General features: G+C 35.1%; 17 protein-coding genes and 1 tRNA gene. 10 read left to right on the top strand and 8 right to left on the bottom strand.

Annotated elements, in window-relative coordinates; all coding sequences use genetic code 11:
* Positions 1-215: 215 nt before the first annotated feature.
* Positions 216-842: a hypothetical protein gene (locus DKM50_12330; protein ID PZM78211.1), complete on the top strand. Its 627-nt coding sequence runs from the start codon at positions 216-218 to the stop codon at positions 840-842.
* Between the two features lie 27 nt (positions 843-869).
* Here DKM50_12330 and DKM50_12325 read toward each other — a convergent pair whose 3' ends face one another.
* From DKM50_12325 to DKM50_12290, 8 genes are all read right to left on the bottom strand, one after another.
* On the bottom strand, positions 870-1412 hold the full coding sequence (locus tag DKM50_12325) for a hypothetical protein (GenBank protein ID PZM78210.1): 543 nt from the start codon (positions 1410-1412) through the stop codon (positions 870-872).
* 12 nt (positions 1413-1424) lie between these two features.
* Positions 1425-2525 (bottom strand): redox-regulated ATPase YchF, encoded by a 1101-nt coding sequence (locus DKM50_12320; GenBank protein ID PZM78209.1) that lies wholly within the window; start codon positions 2523-2525, stop codon positions 1425-1427.
* 14 nt (positions 2526-2539) lie between these two features.
* Positions 2540-5035 carry a DNA gyrase subunit A gene (locus DKM50_12315; GenBank protein PZM78213.1) on the bottom strand — a complete coding sequence of 832 codons (2496 nt, stop codon included), beginning with the start codon at positions 5033-5035 and terminating at the stop codon, positions 2540-2542.
* Positions 5036-5085: 50 nt separating this feature from the next.
* Positions 5086-7548 carry a DNA topoisomerase (ATP-hydrolyzing) subunit B gene (gene gyrB / locus DKM50_12310; GenBank protein PZM78208.1) on the bottom strand — a complete coding sequence of 821 codons (2463 nt, stop codon included), beginning with the start codon at positions 7546-7548 and terminating at the stop codon, positions 5086-5088.
* A gap of 49 nt (positions 7549-7597) precedes the next feature.
* Positions 7598-8530, bottom strand: coding sequence for a hypothetical protein (locus tag DKM50_12305; GenBank protein ID PZM78207.1), 933 nt, complete (start codon positions 8528-8530; stop codon positions 7598-7600).
* Positions 8531-9658 carry a DNA replication/repair protein RecF gene (locus tag DKM50_12300; GenBank protein PZM78206.1) on the bottom strand — a complete coding sequence of 376 codons (1128 nt, stop codon included), beginning with the start codon at positions 9656-9658 and terminating at the stop codon, positions 8531-8533. It abuts the gene before it with no gap.
* Positions 9659-9709: 51 nt separating this feature from the next.
* Positions 9710-10843 (bottom strand): DNA polymerase III subunit beta, encoded by a 1134-nt coding sequence (gene dnaN / locus DKM50_12295; GenBank protein ID PZM78205.1) that lies wholly within the window; start codon positions 10841-10843, stop codon positions 9710-9712.
* 228 nt (positions 10844-11071) lie between these two features.
* Entirely contained in the window at positions 11072-12460 is a 1389-nt protein-coding gene (locus tag DKM50_12290) for a chromosomal replication initiator protein DnaA (protein PZM78212.1), read from the bottom strand.
* Between the two features lie 557 nt (positions 12461-13017).
* Between DKM50_12290 and DKM50_12285 the strand changes: the two genes are divergently transcribed.
* The 9 genes from DKM50_12285 to DKM50_12245 all read left to right on the top strand — a co-directional run bounded on the left by DKM50_12285 (position 13018) and on the right by DKM50_12245 (position 19148).
* Complete coding sequence (locus tag DKM50_12285) at positions 13018-13152, top strand: 50S ribosomal protein L34 (protein PZM78204.1); 135 nt, start codon at positions 13018-13020, stop codon at positions 13150-13152.
* Positions 13153-13188: 36 nt separating this feature from the next.
* Positions 13189-13527, top strand: coding sequence for a ribonuclease P protein component (gene rnpA / locus DKM50_12280; GenBank protein ID PZM78203.1), 339 nt, complete (start codon positions 13189-13191; stop codon positions 13525-13527).
* A complete protein-coding gene (locus DKM50_12275; protein ID PZM78202.1) occupies positions 13524-13745 on the top strand; it encodes a membrane protein insertion efficiency factor YidD in 222 nt (73 codons plus the stop codon). The genes rnpA and DKM50_12275 overlap by 4 nt, the downstream gene beginning before the upstream one ends.
* A gap of 12 nt (positions 13746-13757) precedes the next feature.
* Positions 13758-14408, top strand: coding sequence for a hypothetical protein (locus DKM50_12270; GenBank protein PZM78201.1), 651 nt, complete (start codon positions 13758-13760; stop codon positions 14406-14408).
* A gap of 30 nt (positions 14409-14438) precedes the next feature.
* Entirely contained in the window at positions 14439-15056 is a 618-nt protein-coding gene (locus tag DKM50_12265; GenBank protein PZM78200.1) for a hypothetical protein, read from the top strand.
* 19 nt (positions 15057-15075) lie between these two features.
* Positions 15076-16443, top strand: a complete 1368-nt coding sequence (locus DKM50_12260; protein ID PZM78199.1) for a tRNA uridine-5-carboxymethylaminomethyl(34) synthesis GTPase MnmE — start codon at positions 15076-15078, stop codon at positions 16441-16443.
* A 73-nt stretch (positions 16444-16516) separates the two neighbouring features.
* Positions 16517-17863 (top strand): hypothetical protein, encoded by a 1347-nt coding sequence (locus DKM50_12255; GenBank protein PZM78198.1) that lies wholly within the window; start codon positions 16517-16519, stop codon positions 17861-17863.
* 142 nt (positions 17864-18005) lie between these two features.
* A tRNA-Ser gene (locus DKM50_12250) sits at positions 18006-18093 on the top strand.
* Positions 18094-18230: 137 nt separating this feature from the next.
* Entirely contained in the window at positions 18231-19148 is a 918-nt protein-coding gene (locus DKM50_12245; GenBank protein ID PZM78197.1) for a hypothetical protein, read from the top strand.
* Positions 19149-19158: the final 10 nt, after the last annotated feature.

The following is a 19158-nucleotide window of genomic DNA, read 5'->3' as shown; positions in this document are numbered from 1 at the left end:
TTATCCATTAGGTTGTTTTAATTATGGAAAGTATCTTTTCAGGTTGGGTTATCTTGAGAAAATGCAGGACGTTTTAGTTGCTTTATTTTAGGATATTACACCCATACTCGCATATTTTTTCAATTATCACAGAGACTCAACACAATTAGCATTTATGAATTAGGCGACTCGGGTTAGTAGTAACTTTTTCTTCTTTATGTGCAACCAGTTAGATCTTGTTGTATTTTAATTTTCTCTCTGTATCCTTGGAATTAAACAATAATGACATTATAAATGGAAATTTTAGAAAGCTTGATTTAATATGGGAAAAAATAGTATTATTCATAATGGTCGAGTTAAATAGTACAAGGATTCCAAGTATGCTATATAGAGTTTTATCAATAATTGCTTATATCTTTTTAATAACTTCTTTCAATACGGTAACAGCCAGGGCAAACGAAGATATTAAATTCGAAACAATTTTTTTTGAAAGCTTTCTTTTCCAGCAAAAAGAGTATTCAAGTTATGCAATAAGGAATTCAGCTGAGTTTAACTGTCTGTTAAAGAAAATACCGGATATCTCGCCAAGTAGCATACCATATATCAATTTCGACAAAGAAATTTTGATAGCCGTTTTTCAAGGGCTAAAACCTACTGGTGGCTATGATATCAGGATTGAAAAAGTAATAATGAGTAATGACCAATTGTATGTGTACTTAAAAGAAAAAAAACCTGACCGTAATGCGATAGTTACTTGTGCGTTTATTTCTCCATATCACATTATTAAGATTCAAAAAACCAATAAACCTATCATTTTTATCTCCGAGGAAATGCCCCCAACTCCTAAACGGAAATCTAGATAAGACTTAATTCTATTTACTTTTTAAATATTATAGATTTTCGTCGATATAAAAGCTCTTCATCATTTTTCTGATATCTTTTTTGATTGAAGGATAGGTAAAGCTTTTGGTAGTTGCTGATATCACGTAAACATTTTTATTCTTAAAATAATAGGCAACAGCTGCTATATTAGAACTTTTTTCCCCTTTATCGTTAAGAAATATTTTCTGATAAACGGATTCATATTTATTAGAGGCCCCAGTAATAAAAATGTCATTTCCACTACCATATTTCCCCCCGATTTTTACCCAGCCGTTAAAATCAGATTGAGATATTTTGTCAGCAATAACATTGAGCGACGGGACGTCAGTTAATGTAAAGGCTTTCAGAGTTATAGTCGAGTACCCATCAACGTGATTATAAGCAACCAATATCCCCTTTTGCGGAGACGTTTCCATCAGCCAGTCTGGCTGACCTTGGATTGAACACTTGTAGCGTGAACTGACAAATGTATTATCCGATTCTGCAGAAACGATAGTTGAAAGAAATAAAAAAACAATAAACAAACTAAGAATGTGTCTTTTCATGCTCATAATCATCACCTATTAGACATTGAATTTAAACTCAACAATATCCCCATCATTCATAACGTATTCTTTGCCCTCTTGCCGTATTAAACCCTTCTCTTTCGCTTTCGCATAGGTACCGGCAGCAATAAGATCATTATAAGATACGATTTCTGCTTTAATGAAGCCACGCTCAAAATCAGTGTGGATAACACCGGCGGCGGCAGGCGCTTTTGATCCGGTATGAATGGTCCAAGCCCTTGTCTCTGTTGGCCCTGAAGTCAAATAAGTCTGCAAATTAAGTAATTGGTAACTTAATCGTATTAACCGTTTAAGCCCTGATTCATTTAAGCCTAATGACAAAAGATATTCTTTGCCCTCTTCATCGGTAAGCTCAGCCAGCTCGGCTTCTATCTTACTAGAAATGGCAATAACTTTATCGTCACTTTTTTCAGCATATTCTTTCACACGTTTAAAAAACGGATCTGATTCATAAGTAAGAATAGAATCTTCTGCTATATTAGCCACATATATAACTGGTTTTTCGGTAAGAAAATGGAGTTCCTTAATCAGTTCCTTTTCTTTGTCGGTCAATTCCAGGTACCGGATAAGCTTATTATCATCCAGGTGTTTCTTAATTTTTTCATAAACTTCCATTCTAGCTATTTCTTGCTTGTCACCAGACTTAATTTTTTTGCTCTGTCCTGATAATCGTTTCTCAATAGTAGCCAAGTCAGCGAACAATAATTCCAGCTCAATAATCTCTATATCGCGTACAGGATCAATACTTCCGTCGACGTGGATAATATCATCGTCCTCAAAGCATCTTACAACATGAAGTATAGCTTCAACTTCTCTGATATTTGCTAAGAATTGGTTGCCAAGCCCTTCGCCCTTATGAGCCCCTTTAACCAGTCCTGCAATATCAACAAACTCGATAGATGCCGGAACTGTTTTTACTGAATTATTAATTTTACCTAATACTTCTAGGCGTTCATCCGGGACAGCTACCACGCCGATATTCGGATCAATGGTACAAAAAGGAAAATTGTTTGCTTTCGCACCTGCCTTAGTTATGGCATTAAACAACGTGGACTTTCCAACATTTGGTAATCCAACTATACCTAAAGATAATCCCATTTCACTATGTCTCCTTAATTATCAGAAAACTGAGGTATCGTTTCAGACAGCATCGTTTCCATTTCTGGCTTACTATCCAACTCAGAATCTTCTTTAGTGTCGACGTTGTCTTCAATAACTCTTGTGAAGTCGACTACCTTATCACCTTCATCGAGTTTTTGTATTCGTACGCCTCGAGCTGCTCTGCGTTGTTTGGAAATCTTACTTACGCTTTGCCTTGAAACAGTTCCATTTTGGGTTACGATAATTATTTCGTCTTCATTTTCTACAACCTGGACTTTTGCTACATAATCAGCAGGCTTCTTGCGTAAAGTAATTGCCCTTAAGCCTGAACCGCCTCTTCTTTGCAGCCGATATTCAGATAAGCGTGTTCTCTTTCCGATACCACTTTCACCCACAATCAGGATATCATGATCTTCCTTGAGAACATCCATGGTCACTACTTTGTCAGTAGGTTTCAACAATATACCTCGAACACCACGAGTAGCTCGACCAAGTTCACGGACATCGGTTTCGCTAAATCTGATAATCATTCCGTTTCGAGTGGCCATCATCACTTCCATACTGCCATTCGTATGCTTGACCCACTGTAAATCGTCACCTTCATCCAAATTGATTGCAATAACTCCATTACTTCTTATATTTTTAAATTCGTTGATCTTCGTTTTCTTAATGACGCCTTTTACGGTCGCCATTATGAAATAGTCTTCTGTTTCAAAACTGGTTACATCAACGGCGGCGGTCACTTTCTCACCTTCGTCTAAACTGATAAGATGAGAAATGTGTAAACCTTTTGCCAATCTACCGGCTTCCGGTATCTTATATGCTTTGAGCCAATAGACTTTTCCTTTACTGGAAAAGCACATGAGATAATCATGAGTCGAAATAACAAAAACGTTCTCAATCAAATCATCTTCTCTAGTTGACATGCCGGCGATACCCCTGCCGCCACGCAACTGGCTTCTAAAGGTGTCTAAGCTCACTCTCTTCACAAAGCCTTGCTTCGTAAGGAAAATAGCTACTTTTTCCTGAGCTATTAAGTCTTCTTCATCCATATCAATCATTTCATCACTAAAAGAAGTCCTTCTCTCATCGCCATATTTAGCTTTAATTTCCAGTAACTCAGCTTTAATAATTTCCATCTTTCTGAGTTTTCTCGCTAAAATATCTTCGAGATCTATGATAACAATTAGCAAAGCATTATATTCTTCTTCAATTTTATCTTGTTCGAGTCCGGTTAATTTCTGCAATCTCATATCAAGGATTGCATTGGCCTGTAATTCTGATAATGAGAACTTGGCCATTAATCCTTCCCGAGCAACATCAACCGTTTCAGATCCTCTGATAAGAATTATAACCGCATCGAGATTATCAAGGGCTATACGTAATCCTTCAAGGATGTGTGCCCTAGAACGAGCTTTGTCGAGTTCAAATTGTGTTCTTCTCGTGATTACTTCTTCCCGGTGATCAATGAAATGCTCAAGCATCTGCTTAACGTTGAGCTGCTTAGGAACTCCTTTGACCAGCGCAACCATATTTGCTCCGAAGGTTGTAAACATCGGCGTATGCTTATACAGCAAATTCAATACAACCTGGACATTCGCATCCTTCTTGAGCTCGATACAAATACGCATACCTTTTCTATCGGACTCATCGCGAAGATCCGAAATATCTTCGATCTTTTTATCCTTTACAAGATCTGCTATCTTAATTATTAATTGTGCCTTATTAACCTGATATGGAATCTCGTCAACGATAATTGATTCTCTGCCTTTTTTCCCTCTCGTCTCTTCCACATGCACTTTGGCTTTGACTCTAATGAGTCCTCTGCCGGTCATATAAGCATCGTATATTCCACGAGTTCCGCAGATTTCTCCTCCAGTTGGAAAATCAGGTCCTTTGATAAATTGAGTTAGCTCGTCAATTGACGAAGCAGGATTATCAACTAAATGCACTATACAATCAACAACCTCACAAAGATTATGAGGCGGAATGTTTGTTGCCATACCTACCGCTATACCTGACGTACCATTAATCAGAAGATTAGGTAGTTTCGCAGGAAGAACAGCCGGCTCTTCCAGAGATTCATCAAAGTTAGGCACCATGTCAACGGTATTTTTATCGATATCAGACATCATTTCCATGGCTATCTTGGCCATACGAGCTTCCGTATAACGCATAGCCGCGGCATTATCTCCATCTACCGAACCAAAGTTTCCTTGACCATCGATAAGCGGATAACGCAAGGAAAACGGTTGCGCCATACGGACTAAGGAATCATACACGGCGGAGTCACCATGCGGATGGTACTTACCTAAAACGTCACCGACAACTCTCGCAGATTTTTTGTACGGCTTTCCGGAAGTCATCCCCTGCTCGTTCATACCAAACAGAATTCTTCGGTGAACCGGTTTCAGTCCGTCCCGCACATCGGGCAACGCTCGACCTACAATAACACTCATGGCATAATCTATATAAGAAGACTTCATTTCATCTTCAATATTGATCATTCTAATCTTTTCAAATAAACCGTCTTGATTAATCAAGATTATTCTCCTTCCTAAATATCAAGCCATCGTACGTTTCTGGCATATTTTTGTATAAAATCTTTTCTTGGTTCTACTTCGCTCCCCATAAGGATCGTAAAAATTTCATCGGCTTTTTCAGCATCTTCCAGATTAACTTTAAGTAACGTTCTTACATCCGGATTCATGGTAGTATCCCACAGCTGTTCAGGATTCATTTCTCCTAAACCTTTATATCTCTGGAGTCCGATTCCTTTGTTGACTTTTTTATCTATAAAATCCATAAGATCTTTAAGCGTTTCTATCAATTGTTTCTCTTCACCGGTCATAATCGTATATGGAGCATTGTTCTTTTCATTAATTTCCTTGTACATGGTAATTATGTGTTTAATTTCTTGAATATCCATTCTTTCATCCAGGATTAATTGGCCAAATAATCGCTCTTCAGGTTCTTTAAACAATTTCTCTAAATCAACCTGGTTTTTGGTAGGTTGTTCAGTGGGGGTTGTATCAAATAAAGAAGGGGTAATCGAAATTTGACCTATTGTCTCTGCTTTTATTCTCATTTTAATATCGAGAAATTTATCCATATTAACAACATCAATTGCAGATTCAAACTCCTTTAGATTATAACTATGCTCTTCCAGGAGCTGCAAAAATTTATTGTATTCATTTATTCTTTCTAAAAAGTCAAGAATCTCTTTTTTCTTATACACATAAGTTTCTTCCCGGGAGGAAACCGATACATTATCTAAGCTGAGTTCGCTGATGACTTTTTTCTTTTCTTCTTCGTTATAGGCATAGATCTTTGAACTGCCTTTTTTAATTAAATACAGCGGCGGTTGTGCTATGTAAAGGGTCCCGGCTTCTATCATAGATTTAGCGTAACGATAGAAAAACGTAAGGAGTAATGTTCGGATATGCGCACCATCAACATCTGCATCGGTCATGATAATAATTTTGTGGTATCTAAGTTTACTGAGAAGAAACGCTAAGGCTTTTTCGTCGTTCTCTTCTCCACCTTCAGCAGTTTCTTCATTTACATTTCCGAGCTTAGCGATTATCTCCGGTCCAATAGCAGTAATCATTGATTTAATTTCTTCATTCGCCAAGATTTTGTCGATACGTGCTTTCTCAACGTTAAGTATCTTTCCTTTAAGCGGCAGGATTGCCTGAAAGTTCCTGTCCCTGCCCTGTTTTGCCGAACCACCGGCTGAATCTCCCTCAACCAGATATATTTCACATTTTGAAGGGTCTCTTTCTGAGCAATCCGCTAACTTACCCGGGAGAGTGGTACTTTCCAGGGCAGTCTTTCTTCGTGCAAGGTCCTGGGCTTTTCTTACGGCTTCTCTTACTCTGAGTGCTGCGAGCCCCTTATTGATAATAGCTTTTGCGCCATTAGGATCTCTATCAAAGTAATTAGACAATCCTTCATCAACAATAGAATCAACAATACCCCTCACGTCGCTGTTGCCAAGTTTTGATTTGGTCTGGCCTTCAAATTGGGGATTAGCCAGCTTAACACTTACGATTGCGGTAAGACCTTCCCGCACATCATTTCCAGAAAGGCTTTCATCACCTTTGAATATCTTATATTTTTTTGCAAACGAATTAAGTGAGCGGGTTAGTGCGGCCCTAAACCCAGAAAGATGGCTTCCGCCCTCTTTCGTCTTAATATTATTTGCAAACGAAAGAATCAATTCATCATAATAATCTTTATTATATTGCAGGGCTATTTCAACCTCGACTCCGTCTTTTTCTTTATTAATATAAACCGGTTTTGAAAGAATCGGTGCTTTCCCTTCGTCTAAATGTTCAACATAGGAAATAACTCCGCCTTCATAATTATAGACTTCTTCTTCTATGGCTTCTCCTCGTTTATCTCGAAGAATTATCTTGATTCCTTTATTCAAATACGCTAATTCACGAAGCCTGTATTTCAAGATTTCGAAATCATAGACATAAGTATCAAAAATAGTCCTGTCAGGTTTAAAAGTCACCCTAGTTCCGGTACCTGCATACTTAAAGGTGACTACATCAGGTTCTTTTGGGATTCCTTTTTCGAATGTTTGAGTATACCTTTTACCATCACGGAAGACTTCGACTTCGAATTTTTCGGAGAGCGCATTAACGCATGAAATACCTACCCCGTGAAGTCCACCGGATACCTTATAGCCTTCACCCTCGAACTTACCTCCGGCATGAAGTACCGTAAGCACAACTTCAGCAGCAGGTCTGTTTTTATCTTTTTGGATATCAATTGGGATTCCTCTCCCGTTATCAATAACCGAAATAATATTGTCTTCACCGATAATAACTTCTACCTCTGTACAGTACCCGGCTAAAGCCTCATCAATACTATTATCTACTGCTTCCCACACAAGATGATGAAGGCCTGTTTTGTCTGTTGACCCGATGTACATGGCAGGTCTCAATCTCACTGCTTCCAAACCTTCTAATATTTTTATTTGTGAAGCATCATAATGTAATTCACTCATAATTATTCCTTTCTCTCGTCTTTACACTTTTGTATAATCAAAAATATATCTAATTACCTTTATTCGATCTCTTAAACAATCGTTTACCATTTTCATAAATGACAGAATAAATACTTTTCCCGATTTTCTGTTTTATAATCTCATCAGTAATGTACTGAGGCTGTAACGCGGACGTTAGCATCACATAACAATTAATCTGTTCTTTTATATGTTCTTTTAGCCGGTTATCGCCTTCATTGACAAATACGGCCGTCTTTTTTCTAATCTCTTCGATTTTATTAAGCTTATAATTTTCTTTTACTCTATAGAAAAATGAATCGTTCATAGTCCTGTCAGTTTTTTGAAAATCTTCAAATTTTGTCCACGGAGCTTCCCTTAGATAGCGGAGTATTCTTTGTTCTTTTTCTTGATTGCTAATGGAATAACAAGTCGGACAAATTCTTCCTCGTGTTTTACATAATATCCCGCACTTTTCGCACGGTTTCCAACCACTTCGTAGTTTAGTATTTTTTAATAGTTGATCTTTAGAATAAATTCTGTTAATTTTCCAGCAAAGTTCTTCATTTATCCCCTCTTCATTATCCCTCAAAAGCTCTTTTTTTTCAACATCTATTGAATATTTTTCAGAAGGTGATGATTCTTCAGAAAGTTCGTCAGTGCCTAAAATTTCAGATTTTAATTTTTTAATATCTTGAAGTGATGTTGTGCGAAAGCGAATATCTTTTATGGAACTATTTTTGAAAACCTCTTTAATCTTCTTAATGAGGTGAGGTTTGAGGATCGTAAGTTGATTTGACCATACCGGACTGCACGTTAAAATATAGATCGTTGTACCTGAAACTTTTTCTACATACGTTTTATCAGATATATCTTTATTAACAATTCTTGACCATTGCTTATTCCAAAATAATAATTCGTAAGCTTTTTTTAATGTGTCATTCGATTCGATTATTTTTCTTATCGCGCTACTTAGATCGTTCAATTAAGTACCCTTGATCACTTCACCTTGATTTATACTAAAAATAGTTGCCGCTTTTACAACTACTTCCTGGTATCTTTTCAAATCAGTTGTCGTTATAATGATTTGAGCTTTTTTTATCAGTTCTTCAAATAATTTATGTTTTCTCTTTAAATCTAATTCTAATAAAACATCATCAAAAAGTAAAACAGGGTATTCACCTGTATTTTCTCTGATATATTCAACTTCAGCATATTTAAGACTTAAACTCACCAATCTTTTCTGACCTTGGGACGCATATAACTTGGCTTCTTTATCATTTAGTTTTAATAACATATCATCCCTATGCGGTCCACAGGATGTCGTTCCTAAAATTATATCCATTTTTAAAGAGCTTTTAATCTTTTGTTGAAAAATGTGTTTATACTCTTGAGCTGTATATTTGTCTTTTCCGCCAATACCAGAATAGTATTCGATTGTGAGCTGCTCTTGATAATCACTAATATAACTATAAAATTTATTCGCTTTTTCTTCTATTGATTTGATTGCCTGTAAACGTTCGTTAACTATGGTATACGAGAGGTTAACAAGCTGCTCATCCCACATATTAAGCATGTCTTCTTTACACTTCTGCTTACTTATATCTTTGAGTGTTTTATTTCGTTGCTTCAGCACCTTATAATAATCACTTAGCAAAACTGCATATGATGGCTTAACCTGAGAAACAAAAATATCAATAAATTTTCTTCTATCTATTGGAGAACCGCAGACTATATCAATATCTTCCGGCGAAAAAAGAACAACATTAAAATATCCAAGCAGTTCGGTAGCTCTCTTGATTCTTTTTCCATTAACATGAATCTGCTTATTATTATCATTCATCACCTGAATATTAAAAAAATTATTCCCTCGTAAACTCTCTGCTCGCAATGAAACCAGAGCATGGTCCTCTTGAAACTTAATTAGCTCATTATTTTTTTGGATTCTATGTGATTTTGAGGTAGCAATAAGGAAAATTGCTTCAAGAATATTCGTTTTTCCTTGAGCATTAAGTCCAACCAAAATATTTATATATGGATCAATATCTATTTTAGCTTTTGAATAATTTCTAAAATTCTCTAGCTCTAAGCTTTTTATAATCATTATTGGCATATATGGGCGGCATAACACCGCCCTATTACTTTAATTACATTCGACAATACTCTATCTGTTGTCCGTAGTTCTTATCGGCATTATAACATACAGATAACTTTCTTTTCCCTCAGGTTTTATTACGCCTGGATTCAATGTACCGGAAAAATTAAGCGATACCTTTTCATCACTCACTATCTTAAGCACATCAATCAATAAACGTACATTAAACGATATTTGTGTTTCTGAATCGCCACTCATATCGACATCAATCAATTCAGAGAATTCACCTACATCCGGAGTTCTAGCAGTGATTAGTAATTTGTTATTTGAAAGCTCTAATTTGATAATATTTGCGCTTGAACTGGCAATAATTGAACAACGCTCTGCTGCTTCTAGAAAGTTTTTCCTGTTAATCAAAAGTTTTGTTAATGAAGATTTTGGAATGACTTGGTTAAAATCTGGAAATTGCCCCTGTATAATTCTTGTAACGAGATAATTATTTTTATAAGTAAATGCTACTTGATCTGAAGAAAAATTAAGGACCATATTATCTTCTTCGTTCGTTTGTATAATCGACGCAACTTCATTCAATGCTTTTGTAGGTATAACGAAATTAATAGGATTAGTTACCGCCTGCTCAATTTCTCCTTCTTTTAAAGCCAGTCTATAGCCATCGGTAGATACCATTCTGAATTTTTCTTTTTGTTCAGGATTATAACCGAACTGAAAATAAACACCATTCAAAATATGCTTGCTTTCATCTAAAGAAACAGAAAAAATAACCTGTCTTATCATTTCTTTAAAATGCATCGCATTAATAGTAATATTTTCTCCATCTGTTACTTTGTTGAGCATAAGAAATTCATCTGCTGCCAGACCATGAATATTAAATTTTGATTGCCCGCAGTTAATTTTGATTACCTGATTATCAAATATCTCTATATTTACTTCTGCATCCGGTAGTTTTGACACGATACTGCCTAAGGTTTTTGCAGGAGCTAAAATTTTACCTGCGGAAAGAATTGTAGCTGGTATTATTACTTCAATACCTATTTCTAAATTATTAGAGGCTAATTTTATTCCATTCACTGTTGTTTCAATTAATATATTACCAATAATTGGTAAAGTGCTTTTTGTTCCTACGGCTTTTTCTACAATTTGTACGGCCTTCGCTAAATCCTCTTTTTGACAACTAAATTCCATTTCTTATCTCCTTCTTGTTTAATTTATACTTTTTAGTAGTCTATAGTAATGTCGGTTAATATGTGGATAACTTTCTAAGGTTCATATGTTTACTACGTTTGTTTAATAAAGACATTGTTTATATCTTATGGAATAACTCTATAACAATCAACATCCTTTTCATAATAACAAATTATTAACAAAATATCACCAGGTTATCTACAAGACTTATTAGATAATGTTAGTAACTTAGATTCTTCCTAATTTTGTTAGAATATCTTTAAAAGAATTCTTTGTTACTTCATCAATTTCTAACATTTCTTTTACTTTATCGCACGCATACATAACGGTAGTGTGGTCCCGACCTCCAAAGCTTTTGCCGATATTAGGCAGTGAGGTATTTGTCAGGTCTCGTGCCAGGTACATCGCTATTTGTCGATACATAGCCAGATCCTTGGTACGTGTTTTTGAGCACATATTATCTACCGTAATATTAAAATACGAGGCTACAGTTTTCTTAATAAGATCGATTGTTACCGGTTTGTTCTGTTTCGGTATGATGATATCTTTAATGACATCGCTTGCGAGTTCAATACTTATCTGACTATTAATTAACGAGGCATAAGCTATTATTCGTATAAGTGCGCCTTCCAGCTCACGGATATTCGAAGGAATTTGGGTCGCAATAAAATTAAGGACATTAATTGGAATCTCTAAACCTTCCAGTTCGGCTTTCTTTTTTAGAATAGCTATCCTGGTTTCAAGCTCCGGAGCCTGAATATCTGTCGATAAACCCCAATCAAACCGGGATTTTAACCGGTCCTCTAGCGTCGGTATGTCTTTGGGCGGGCGATCAGAGGAGATGACAATTTGTTTGTTATATTCATGCAAAGAGTTAAACGTATGGAAAAACTCTTCTTGTGTTCTTTCTTTTCCAGCTAAAAATTGGATATCATCAATTAGGAGGACGTCTATATTCCGATATTTTTCCCGGAATTTAGCGGTTTTATCATCCCTTATGGCGTTGATTAATTCATTTGTAAATGTTTCTGACGATACATAGAGAACATTTATATCTGGATTATTTTCCATGGCTTTCATGCCGATAGCATGCATAAGATGGGTTTTTCCTAAACCTACCCCACCATAAATGAACAATGGGTTATAGGCTTTTCCCGGAGCCGACGAAACTGCAATCGTGGCAGCATGGGCAAATCGATTTGATTGCCCGACAACAAATGATTCAAAAGTATACTTACTATTTAGGTTGGAGCTACTTACTTTCATTGCAAGAGAATTGCTGGCATTATTGTTGTTTCGGTTGTGATACTCTGAACTGGAGTTTGCTTTGGTTTCATTGGTACGGCGCTCTTCTTCCACCGACACGGTTTCCAAACTTTTCTTAGCTTCAGAAGAAACCTGAAAATCTACCATCACACTAATAAAGAAGGCATTTTTGATGGTACTTTTTATTAATAGTTCAACACGCTCTTTTAGCCAGTTTTTTGTAAACTCATTTGGAACGCCAATAACTAAAACTCCATCATTAAAGGAAATGGGTTGAGCTGTCGTTTTGAACGTTTCAAACCCGGGGGTACTAAGATTTTTTCTTAGAGAAGCAATGAGCTCCTGCCAAATGTCTTCGATAGAATAATCAGTAATCAAGATGAAAGTGGCTCCTTAATAATTAACGCTTTTCACAACAATGCTTTTTACAGTTATTAACAATGCTTGTGGATAACAGAAATAATCCTTAATTATAATAATAATGATAATTACAATGAAAATTCATTAAATTGTCTAAAGAATAAAGTTAAAACAAAGTGAATGAAATCCGCGTATTTGCTGGTTATATTGAATTTATTGTTGTTTATCCACATGTTTTCCACAGGTTTCTAATAAAGTTATTCACAGCTGTAAGGTTAAGTTTAGCAGAATCGGAGTGTTTTTTCAATTATTTTTTTACATATATATGATAAATTTTTGATCTTTTTTTTTGAGACCACGCAATAATGTTTATGCTGACAGCATTGATTCTTTTAATTAAGGATATTTATATTGAAAAATTTTCAATTATTTCTTACCTTCGATAATTTCCATTAATTTAGGGGAAAAAAGCTTTTTGTATTTACTTACTTGACCAGATGCTAGTTTTTAATTAATATATTACGAAGCATTCAGGAGGATTGAAAATTATGAAAATGAATATGAAGCAAAAATCAAGAAAACGAAAAAGAGTACATGGTTTCAGAGCAAGAATGAAAACAAATGGTGGACAGAATATTATAAAAAGCCGACGATCTAAGGGTAGGTATCAGTTAGCGGCCTAATAATATACTGTAATCATAATGTAATTAGGAACTAAAATAGTTAACATAAAAAAATTACTCAAAAAAGAAGAAATTGACCTTGTATTCGAAAAAGGAGAAAAGATAGTTTCACCTTTTTTTGTTTGCTATCTTTATAGAGCTGATCAGGTTGATCTGATAGACTATCTTATAATAGCCAGCAAAAAAGTCGGCATAGCAGTCAAAAGAAACAGAGCTAAAAGAATCCTTCGAGTAATGGTAAATAATACAAAAGATTTTTTAGTTAGTCGTAATGTTAAACATATTATTTTAATTGCCAGAAAAGACATTTTAAAGAAAAAATCAACAGAGTTAGTGGATATGGTTTTAAAAAAATTAGAGAGGATCGGGGGATGAACGTTAATTATTTAACGAAAGTCATTATAAAACTGATCAGTAGTTATCAATTAATTTCTTCTTACTGGCCTGCTCGATGCCGTTTTTATCCAACTTGTTCACAATATGCTAAAGATTCTTTTTTTAAATATGGATTATTAAAAGGGTTTAATCTAACAATAAAACGATTATCCAAGTGCCACCCATTTCATCCGGGTGGAATCGATCCTGTTATGTAATAGAGGTTAATTATGCATCCGATCCAATTTCTTATCGAAAATTTAATGCTACCATTATTAAAACTGTTCTACTCTGTCAGTCATAGTTATGCGTTTGCAATAATGATTCTTACTCTCGTGGTTAAAATAATATTTTATCCGCTTAATAAGAAGCAATTTATATCTATGAAAAAAATGTCAGAACTACAACCTATGTTTAAGAAAATTCAAGCTAAGTTTAAAGACGAACCCCAGAAAATGCAGGCTGAAATGATGAAACTATACAAAACTAATGGAGTGAATCCATTAAGTGGGTGTCTTCCATTGTTGATTCAGTTACCTTTTTTAATAGCCTTATTTTATACTCTTACAAGCCCAGCTTTTCAAAATATGCTGGCTGTATCTTCAGCAAATGCAACATTTCTTTGGATCAGTAACTTAGTAAAACCGGATCATTTTTATATTTTACCGGCGCTTTTAGGTATTAGTACCTGGTTATCACAGAAGACGATGACGGTTGATCCGCAACAGGCAAAAATGTTTATGTTTATGCCGTTCTTAATGGTAATTATTAGTTTGAATTTCCCCGCTGGAGTACTTATTTATTGGAATTTATCACAGATTCTAACTATTGCCCAGCAAGTATATATGAATAAAAAATACGAAAAAACAAAGATTGCTTAAACAGTGAATGTTTGAAAGGAGTAAGTGTAAATGGCAAAAGGATTTTTTGGGATTTTTAGTAAAAAGGCAGAGGGAGAGGTTCCTGTAAAGTATGAACCGGACGTAGAAGATATTCCGGAAAATGTTAGAGATCTAAATAACAGAGATAAGAATGAAAGGTATCCTGAAGAGATTGCGAAAATTAAAGACTTATTACAGGAAATACTTGATGAAATGGGATTTGTCTCTGTTGTTAAAATTGTTAATTTTAAAGACGATGAAATAGAAATGGAAATCAAGAGTGAAGATACCGGAAGGATTATCGGTAAAGAAGGCGCGACGTTAAATGCACTTCAACTTTTAATGAGAAATGTTCTCAATAAGGGGCATGAAAAAAAATATAATCTGATTCTTGATTCAAATCAATATAGAGAAAAACGAATTAATAATTTGGAGATCAAAGCAAACAAAGCAGCAAAAATGGCTTTAATTGAAAATATAGAGGTACCTATGGGACCAATGTCTGCATCAGACCGTAGAATAATTCACCTGACATTGGAGAATAACAGACGTATCCGAACTTTTAGCCGTGGTGAGAAAGATAACAGACAAGTTATTATAGCTCCGAATAAAAATACAAATAGCGTATACTCTGACAGGGATTATTAACCCCGGGTATTATCAACAAATGTATATACAGGATACAATTACAGCTATTGCGACTGGTTTTGGAGTTGGTGCTATAGGTATAATTAGAATATCTGGCAAAAATGCTTTTAATATTATTGAGCGGCTGTCATTCCTAAAAAAAGCAGCAATAAAGCCAAATACTTTAAATCTATGTTATATAACCAATCCTCTCTCACAAAAAACAATTGACCAAGTACTCATTAGTTATATGCCTGGGCCAAGGTCATTCACAGGTGAAGATGTTATCGAAATTAATTGTCATGGCGGCAGGGTTGTTCTCAATTCAATAATTGAATTGATATTGAATGAAGGTGCCCGTTTAGCCGCTCCTGGAGAATTTTCAAAAAGAGCTTTTCTTAACGGAAAAATTGATCTCGTTCAAGCAGAAGCTATAATGGACTTAATATCTGCTAAAACTGATGCTGGTGCTGCGATTGCTCTTGGGCAGATGCAGGGTACGCTGTCTCTCCGAATTAAGGCACTTAGGGTGCAATTGCTTAATGTTCTGTCGGAGATTGAAGCAACAATAGATTTCCCAGAGGATATGGCTAGTGAAGTTCTTAGTAAATATGAAACAATTCTTGAAAATTCTTTAGGAGAGGTAGAAAACTTACTCAAACATTCAGACGAAGGACAGATTTATCGAGAAGGTATTTCCGTAGCCATTGTCGGCCTTCCAAATGTAGGTAAATCAAGCTTATTAAATTATCTTCTAGGTACTGAAAGGGCTATTGTCTCTGAAATTCCAGGGACAACGAGAGACACAATTGAGGAATTTTGCAATATTGACGGCGTTCCGTTTAAAATTATTGACACTGCAGGAATTCGCGAGATATCAAACAAAGTTGAGGTAGAAGGTATTCGTCGTTCTCGTCAAACTATTGAAATGGCTGACCTTGTTTTATGTGTGGTAGATTTATCTACAGAAATGCAAGCTGACGAAAAGGAAATATTAGCATTAATTATCGAAAAAAATAAAAAATGTATTATTGTAGGCAATAAATATGATTTATTATCAAATCATAGGAAACTGAATATTGAGAGAAAAGCTGATGTTATCATCAGTCTTGTAGAAAAAACAGGGCTAGAAAACTTAAAAAAAATATTGCTCAAAAGTATCAACATCCATAATCTGCGAAATAATGAGAGTGATATTTCCGTATCAAATTCTCGCCATATTGAAAAGTTGATACATGCTAAAAATGCTTTAGAGTTAGTGCGAATTACTGCCCGGCAAAAATTGCCAATTGATTTGTGGTCCATCGATATAAGAGAAGCATTGCTTGCGCTGGGTGAAATTACCGGGGATGATATATCCGATCAGATAATAGACAATATTTTTGTTCATTTCTGTATTGGTAAATAATGTTGTAAAGATTATAAAATTAATTTATCATAAAATTGAGGATAAGAGTTATAAATATTAAGAGGGTTGTCTATTGTTAAGCAAAGAGGAAGAATTATTAGCAGAAAATTTTCTTCTAAAAAGAGCTCTATATGCCAATGACTTAAATCAGTTAATGGAAGTTCTGCGCCTGGTCAATGTAGAATCTATTGTTGAATACGATATTACTGAAGAGGGGATTAAGCTTCAGGAAGAATGGGGAGTCAGGGAAGTTTCTGAATACCACGATCGCAGCAAAATAGATCCTAATAAAGAATATAATCAACCCTTACTCAACGTTATCGGAAGCAGCGAACCTTTTTTTATTGAAAAAGGAAGTAAATATTTAAAAAGAAAAGATCAAGGGTCAATCTTTTTAATTCCTAAAATGGTGGATAACCAGATAAAGAGGATATATAAAGTTCAAAGTAAAGAGGACAATGACCTGTTTAATCCTAAAAATACCGAGTTATTTACAAATCTTATTTTGGCAGTCGTAAGGAAAAAAGAAGAAATAGATCAGCGTGAAAAATTAATAGAAATTATTAAGAATATTACAGCTAAGATGACCTTGAATGAAAGACTTAATGAAATAGTAAAAATCGTCGATAATTTAGCTTTTATCGATAAGTGCGCAATAAAGCTCTATGAAGACGGGTTACTTGTTGTTAAAGCTGTATCCGCGAATTTTAACTCTTATATAAACAACTCTACTTCTATTGAGCTGGAGAAACAAAAAGATACCGATAAGATGGCTACAAGCTCCATAGCTTTTTTTACGAAGCAACCAGTGAGTGAACAATACTTAGATCCGAATAAGAGCAAAGCTGCTGCCGAAGGTTTATTGTCTATGCTCTCGATACCCCTAATTGGTGATAATGACAGAGAGGCTATCGGTGTCCTTAATGTATTTACTGAGAAAGAGCATAATTTTAAAGAAGACGAGATTAATATTATTGAAAAGTTTGCAGATTTAGCAGCTCTTACTATAATCGAAGCAGATATATATGAAAAAAATATTAAGATGAACCAAAAATTGCAACAAGCCTTAAAAGAAAAAGAACGAACACTTATTGAGCTTGAAGAAACTCAGGGAAAGCTTGTAAAGGCTGAAAAATTAGCTGTTTTAGGTGAGATCGCTGTTAGCGTTAATCATGAAATTAATAACCCGCTCACAGCGATTATGCTTTTAGCGCAGGTTATGAAAAATAAAGTAGTTAATAATCCGGAATTACGTAGTGAAATTACTGAGCGAACGTCTACCATTATAGAATATATTTACAAAATTCAGAATACACTTGAGCAGCTTAATAAAGCTGCAAAGTCAGATAATATACTAAGTAAAGAATATGTTACCGGAACGAATATGATAGACCTTGAAGGCATGAGCCAGAAATCTTAGGCTGTAAGTTTGAGATGCATACTATTGTCATCTCAACATACTAGTGGAAACTTTCTTATTAGTAGTGATATAATCCATAACGTCTTATCAGGAAGGCATTTTTGAATCTGCAGTCCCAGGACAAGGCAAACATTGATTTTGCGGAGAGATGGCCGAGTGGTTTAAGGCGCACGCCTGGAACGCGTGTATATCGCAAGATATCTAGAGTTCGAATCTCTATCTCTCCGCCAGCTTAAAAAGCCAGAATGCTTGATTTACACTCTTAATTTCCTGAACCATTTTGTTTTTCTGTAGTGTTATTTTTCTTTTATTGATATATTTATAGTAAAGTCTTTTAGTGAATGAGAAACACTTAGGAGAATACCTAATGAAAAAACGTGCTTTTTTATTTCTTTTGGTAGTATTATCCGGATGCGGTACAACCCAAAAAGAAACTGTTGATACCGATATACGCCTGACTTCGATTAATATTTCTTCAAGCTATAAATATCCAGATAAGGTACTAATCAACTGGGATGCAATTAAAGGTGTCCGATCTTATTCTGTCTGGAGATCGACCTCAGAGAATGCAGATTATACTGAAATTGCCGCCAGTTTAAATGTTGCGCAGTGTGAAGATAGGCCTGATGCCGGAATACAATATTATTATAAAATTAAATCCCATTTTGATTTTGGGGTCATGGATTTTAGCCAGAGTTCTCTTGGGTACAGGTCATTAGCAATTACTGTCGATGATAATAATCTAGAAAACGTTATCAGAGCGCAAATTAAGAAACTTAGCGGAACAATATTTGATGGAGAATTGTGGGATATAAAAGAGGTTAATTATAGCTCCGGATATAACGATGACAAAAAGGTAGTAAGATTAGGCGGTATACAGTATTGTAAAAATGTATCCACTATTTCATTGCCGGTTAATCAGATTATGGATATAACTCCGCTTCAATCTCTCAGTAAGTTAACAAAGCTGACACTTTATCTTAATTATATAAGTAATCTCAGCCCACTTCAAGACCTTACCAGTTTAGAAGAATTAGTATTGGACGCAAATAATATTAGCTCACTTGCTCCCTTACAGTTTTTAACAAATCTGAAGCGCATATCTTTGGTAAGTAATAAAATTAGTGACATAACCCCCCTTCAAAATCTTTCAAATTTAAAGAGTTTGGATATTCGTTGGAATAACATGGATTTGCGGCCAGAATCCAGCAATAAGGCTGTTATTGATTCTCTAGTGAGTAATGGTTGTGAAGTAAATTATACAGCTGGTAATATTGTACAATAATAATTATTAT

This window comes from Candidatus Margulisiibacteriota bacterium (genome assembly GCA_003242895.1).
Lineage (GTDB): Bacteria > Margulisbacteria > Riflemargulisbacteria > GWF2-39-127 > GWF2-39-127 > GWF2-39-127.
Note: the sequence above shows the minus strand (reverse complement) of the source record. Positions and strands in the feature narration are given on the sequence as shown.

What these genes read in the sequence shown, in the direction of transcription:
- DKM50_12325 (PZM78210.1), bottom strand. Translation starts at nt 1,412, where the DNA reads ATGAGCATGAAAAGACACATTCTTAGTTTGTTTATTGTTTTTTTATTT.
- DKM50_12320 (PZM78209.1), bottom strand. Translation starts at nt 2,525, where the DNA reads ATGGGATTATCTTTAGGTATAGTTGGATTACCAAATGTTGGAAAGTCC.
- DKM50_12315 (PZM78213.1), bottom strand. Translation starts at nt 5,035, where the DNA reads ATGATCAATATTGAAGATGAAATGAAGTCTTCTTATATAGATTATGCC.
- gyrB (PZM78208.1), bottom strand. Translation starts at nt 7,548, where the DNA reads ATGAGTGAATTACATTATGATGCTTCACAAATAAAAATATTAGAAGGT.
- DKM50_12300 (PZM78206.1), bottom strand. Translation starts at nt 9,658, where the DNA reads ATGCCAATAATGATTATAAAAAGCTTAGAGCTAGAGAATTTTAGAAAT.
- dnaN (PZM78205.1), bottom strand. Translation starts at nt 10,843, where the DNA reads ATGGAATTTAGTTGTCAAAAAGAGGATTTAGCGAAGGCCGTACAAATT.
- DKM50_12285 (PZM78204.1), top strand. Translation starts at nt 13,018, where the DNA reads ATGAAAATGAATATGAAGCAAAAATCAAGAAAACGAAAAAGAGTACAT.
- DKM50_12275 (PZM78202.1), top strand. Translation starts at nt 13,524, where the DNA reads ATGAACGTTAATTATTTAACGAAAGTCATTATAAAACTGATCAGTAGT.
- DKM50_12270 (PZM78201.1), top strand. Translation starts at nt 13,758, where the DNA reads ATGCATCCGATCCAATTTCTTATCGAAAATTTAATGCTACCATTATTA.
- DKM50_12265 (PZM78200.1), top strand. Translation starts at nt 14,439, where the DNA reads ATGGCAAAAGGATTTTTTGGGATTTTTAGTAAAAAGGCAGAGGGAGAG.
- DKM50_12260 (PZM78199.1), top strand. Translation starts at nt 15,076, where the DNA reads ATGTATATACAGGATACAATTACAGCTATTGCGACTGGTTTTGGAGTT.
- DKM50_12245 (PZM78197.1), top strand. Translation starts at nt 18,231, where the DNA reads ATGAAAAAACGTGCTTTTTTATTTCTTTTGGTAGTATTATCCGGATGC.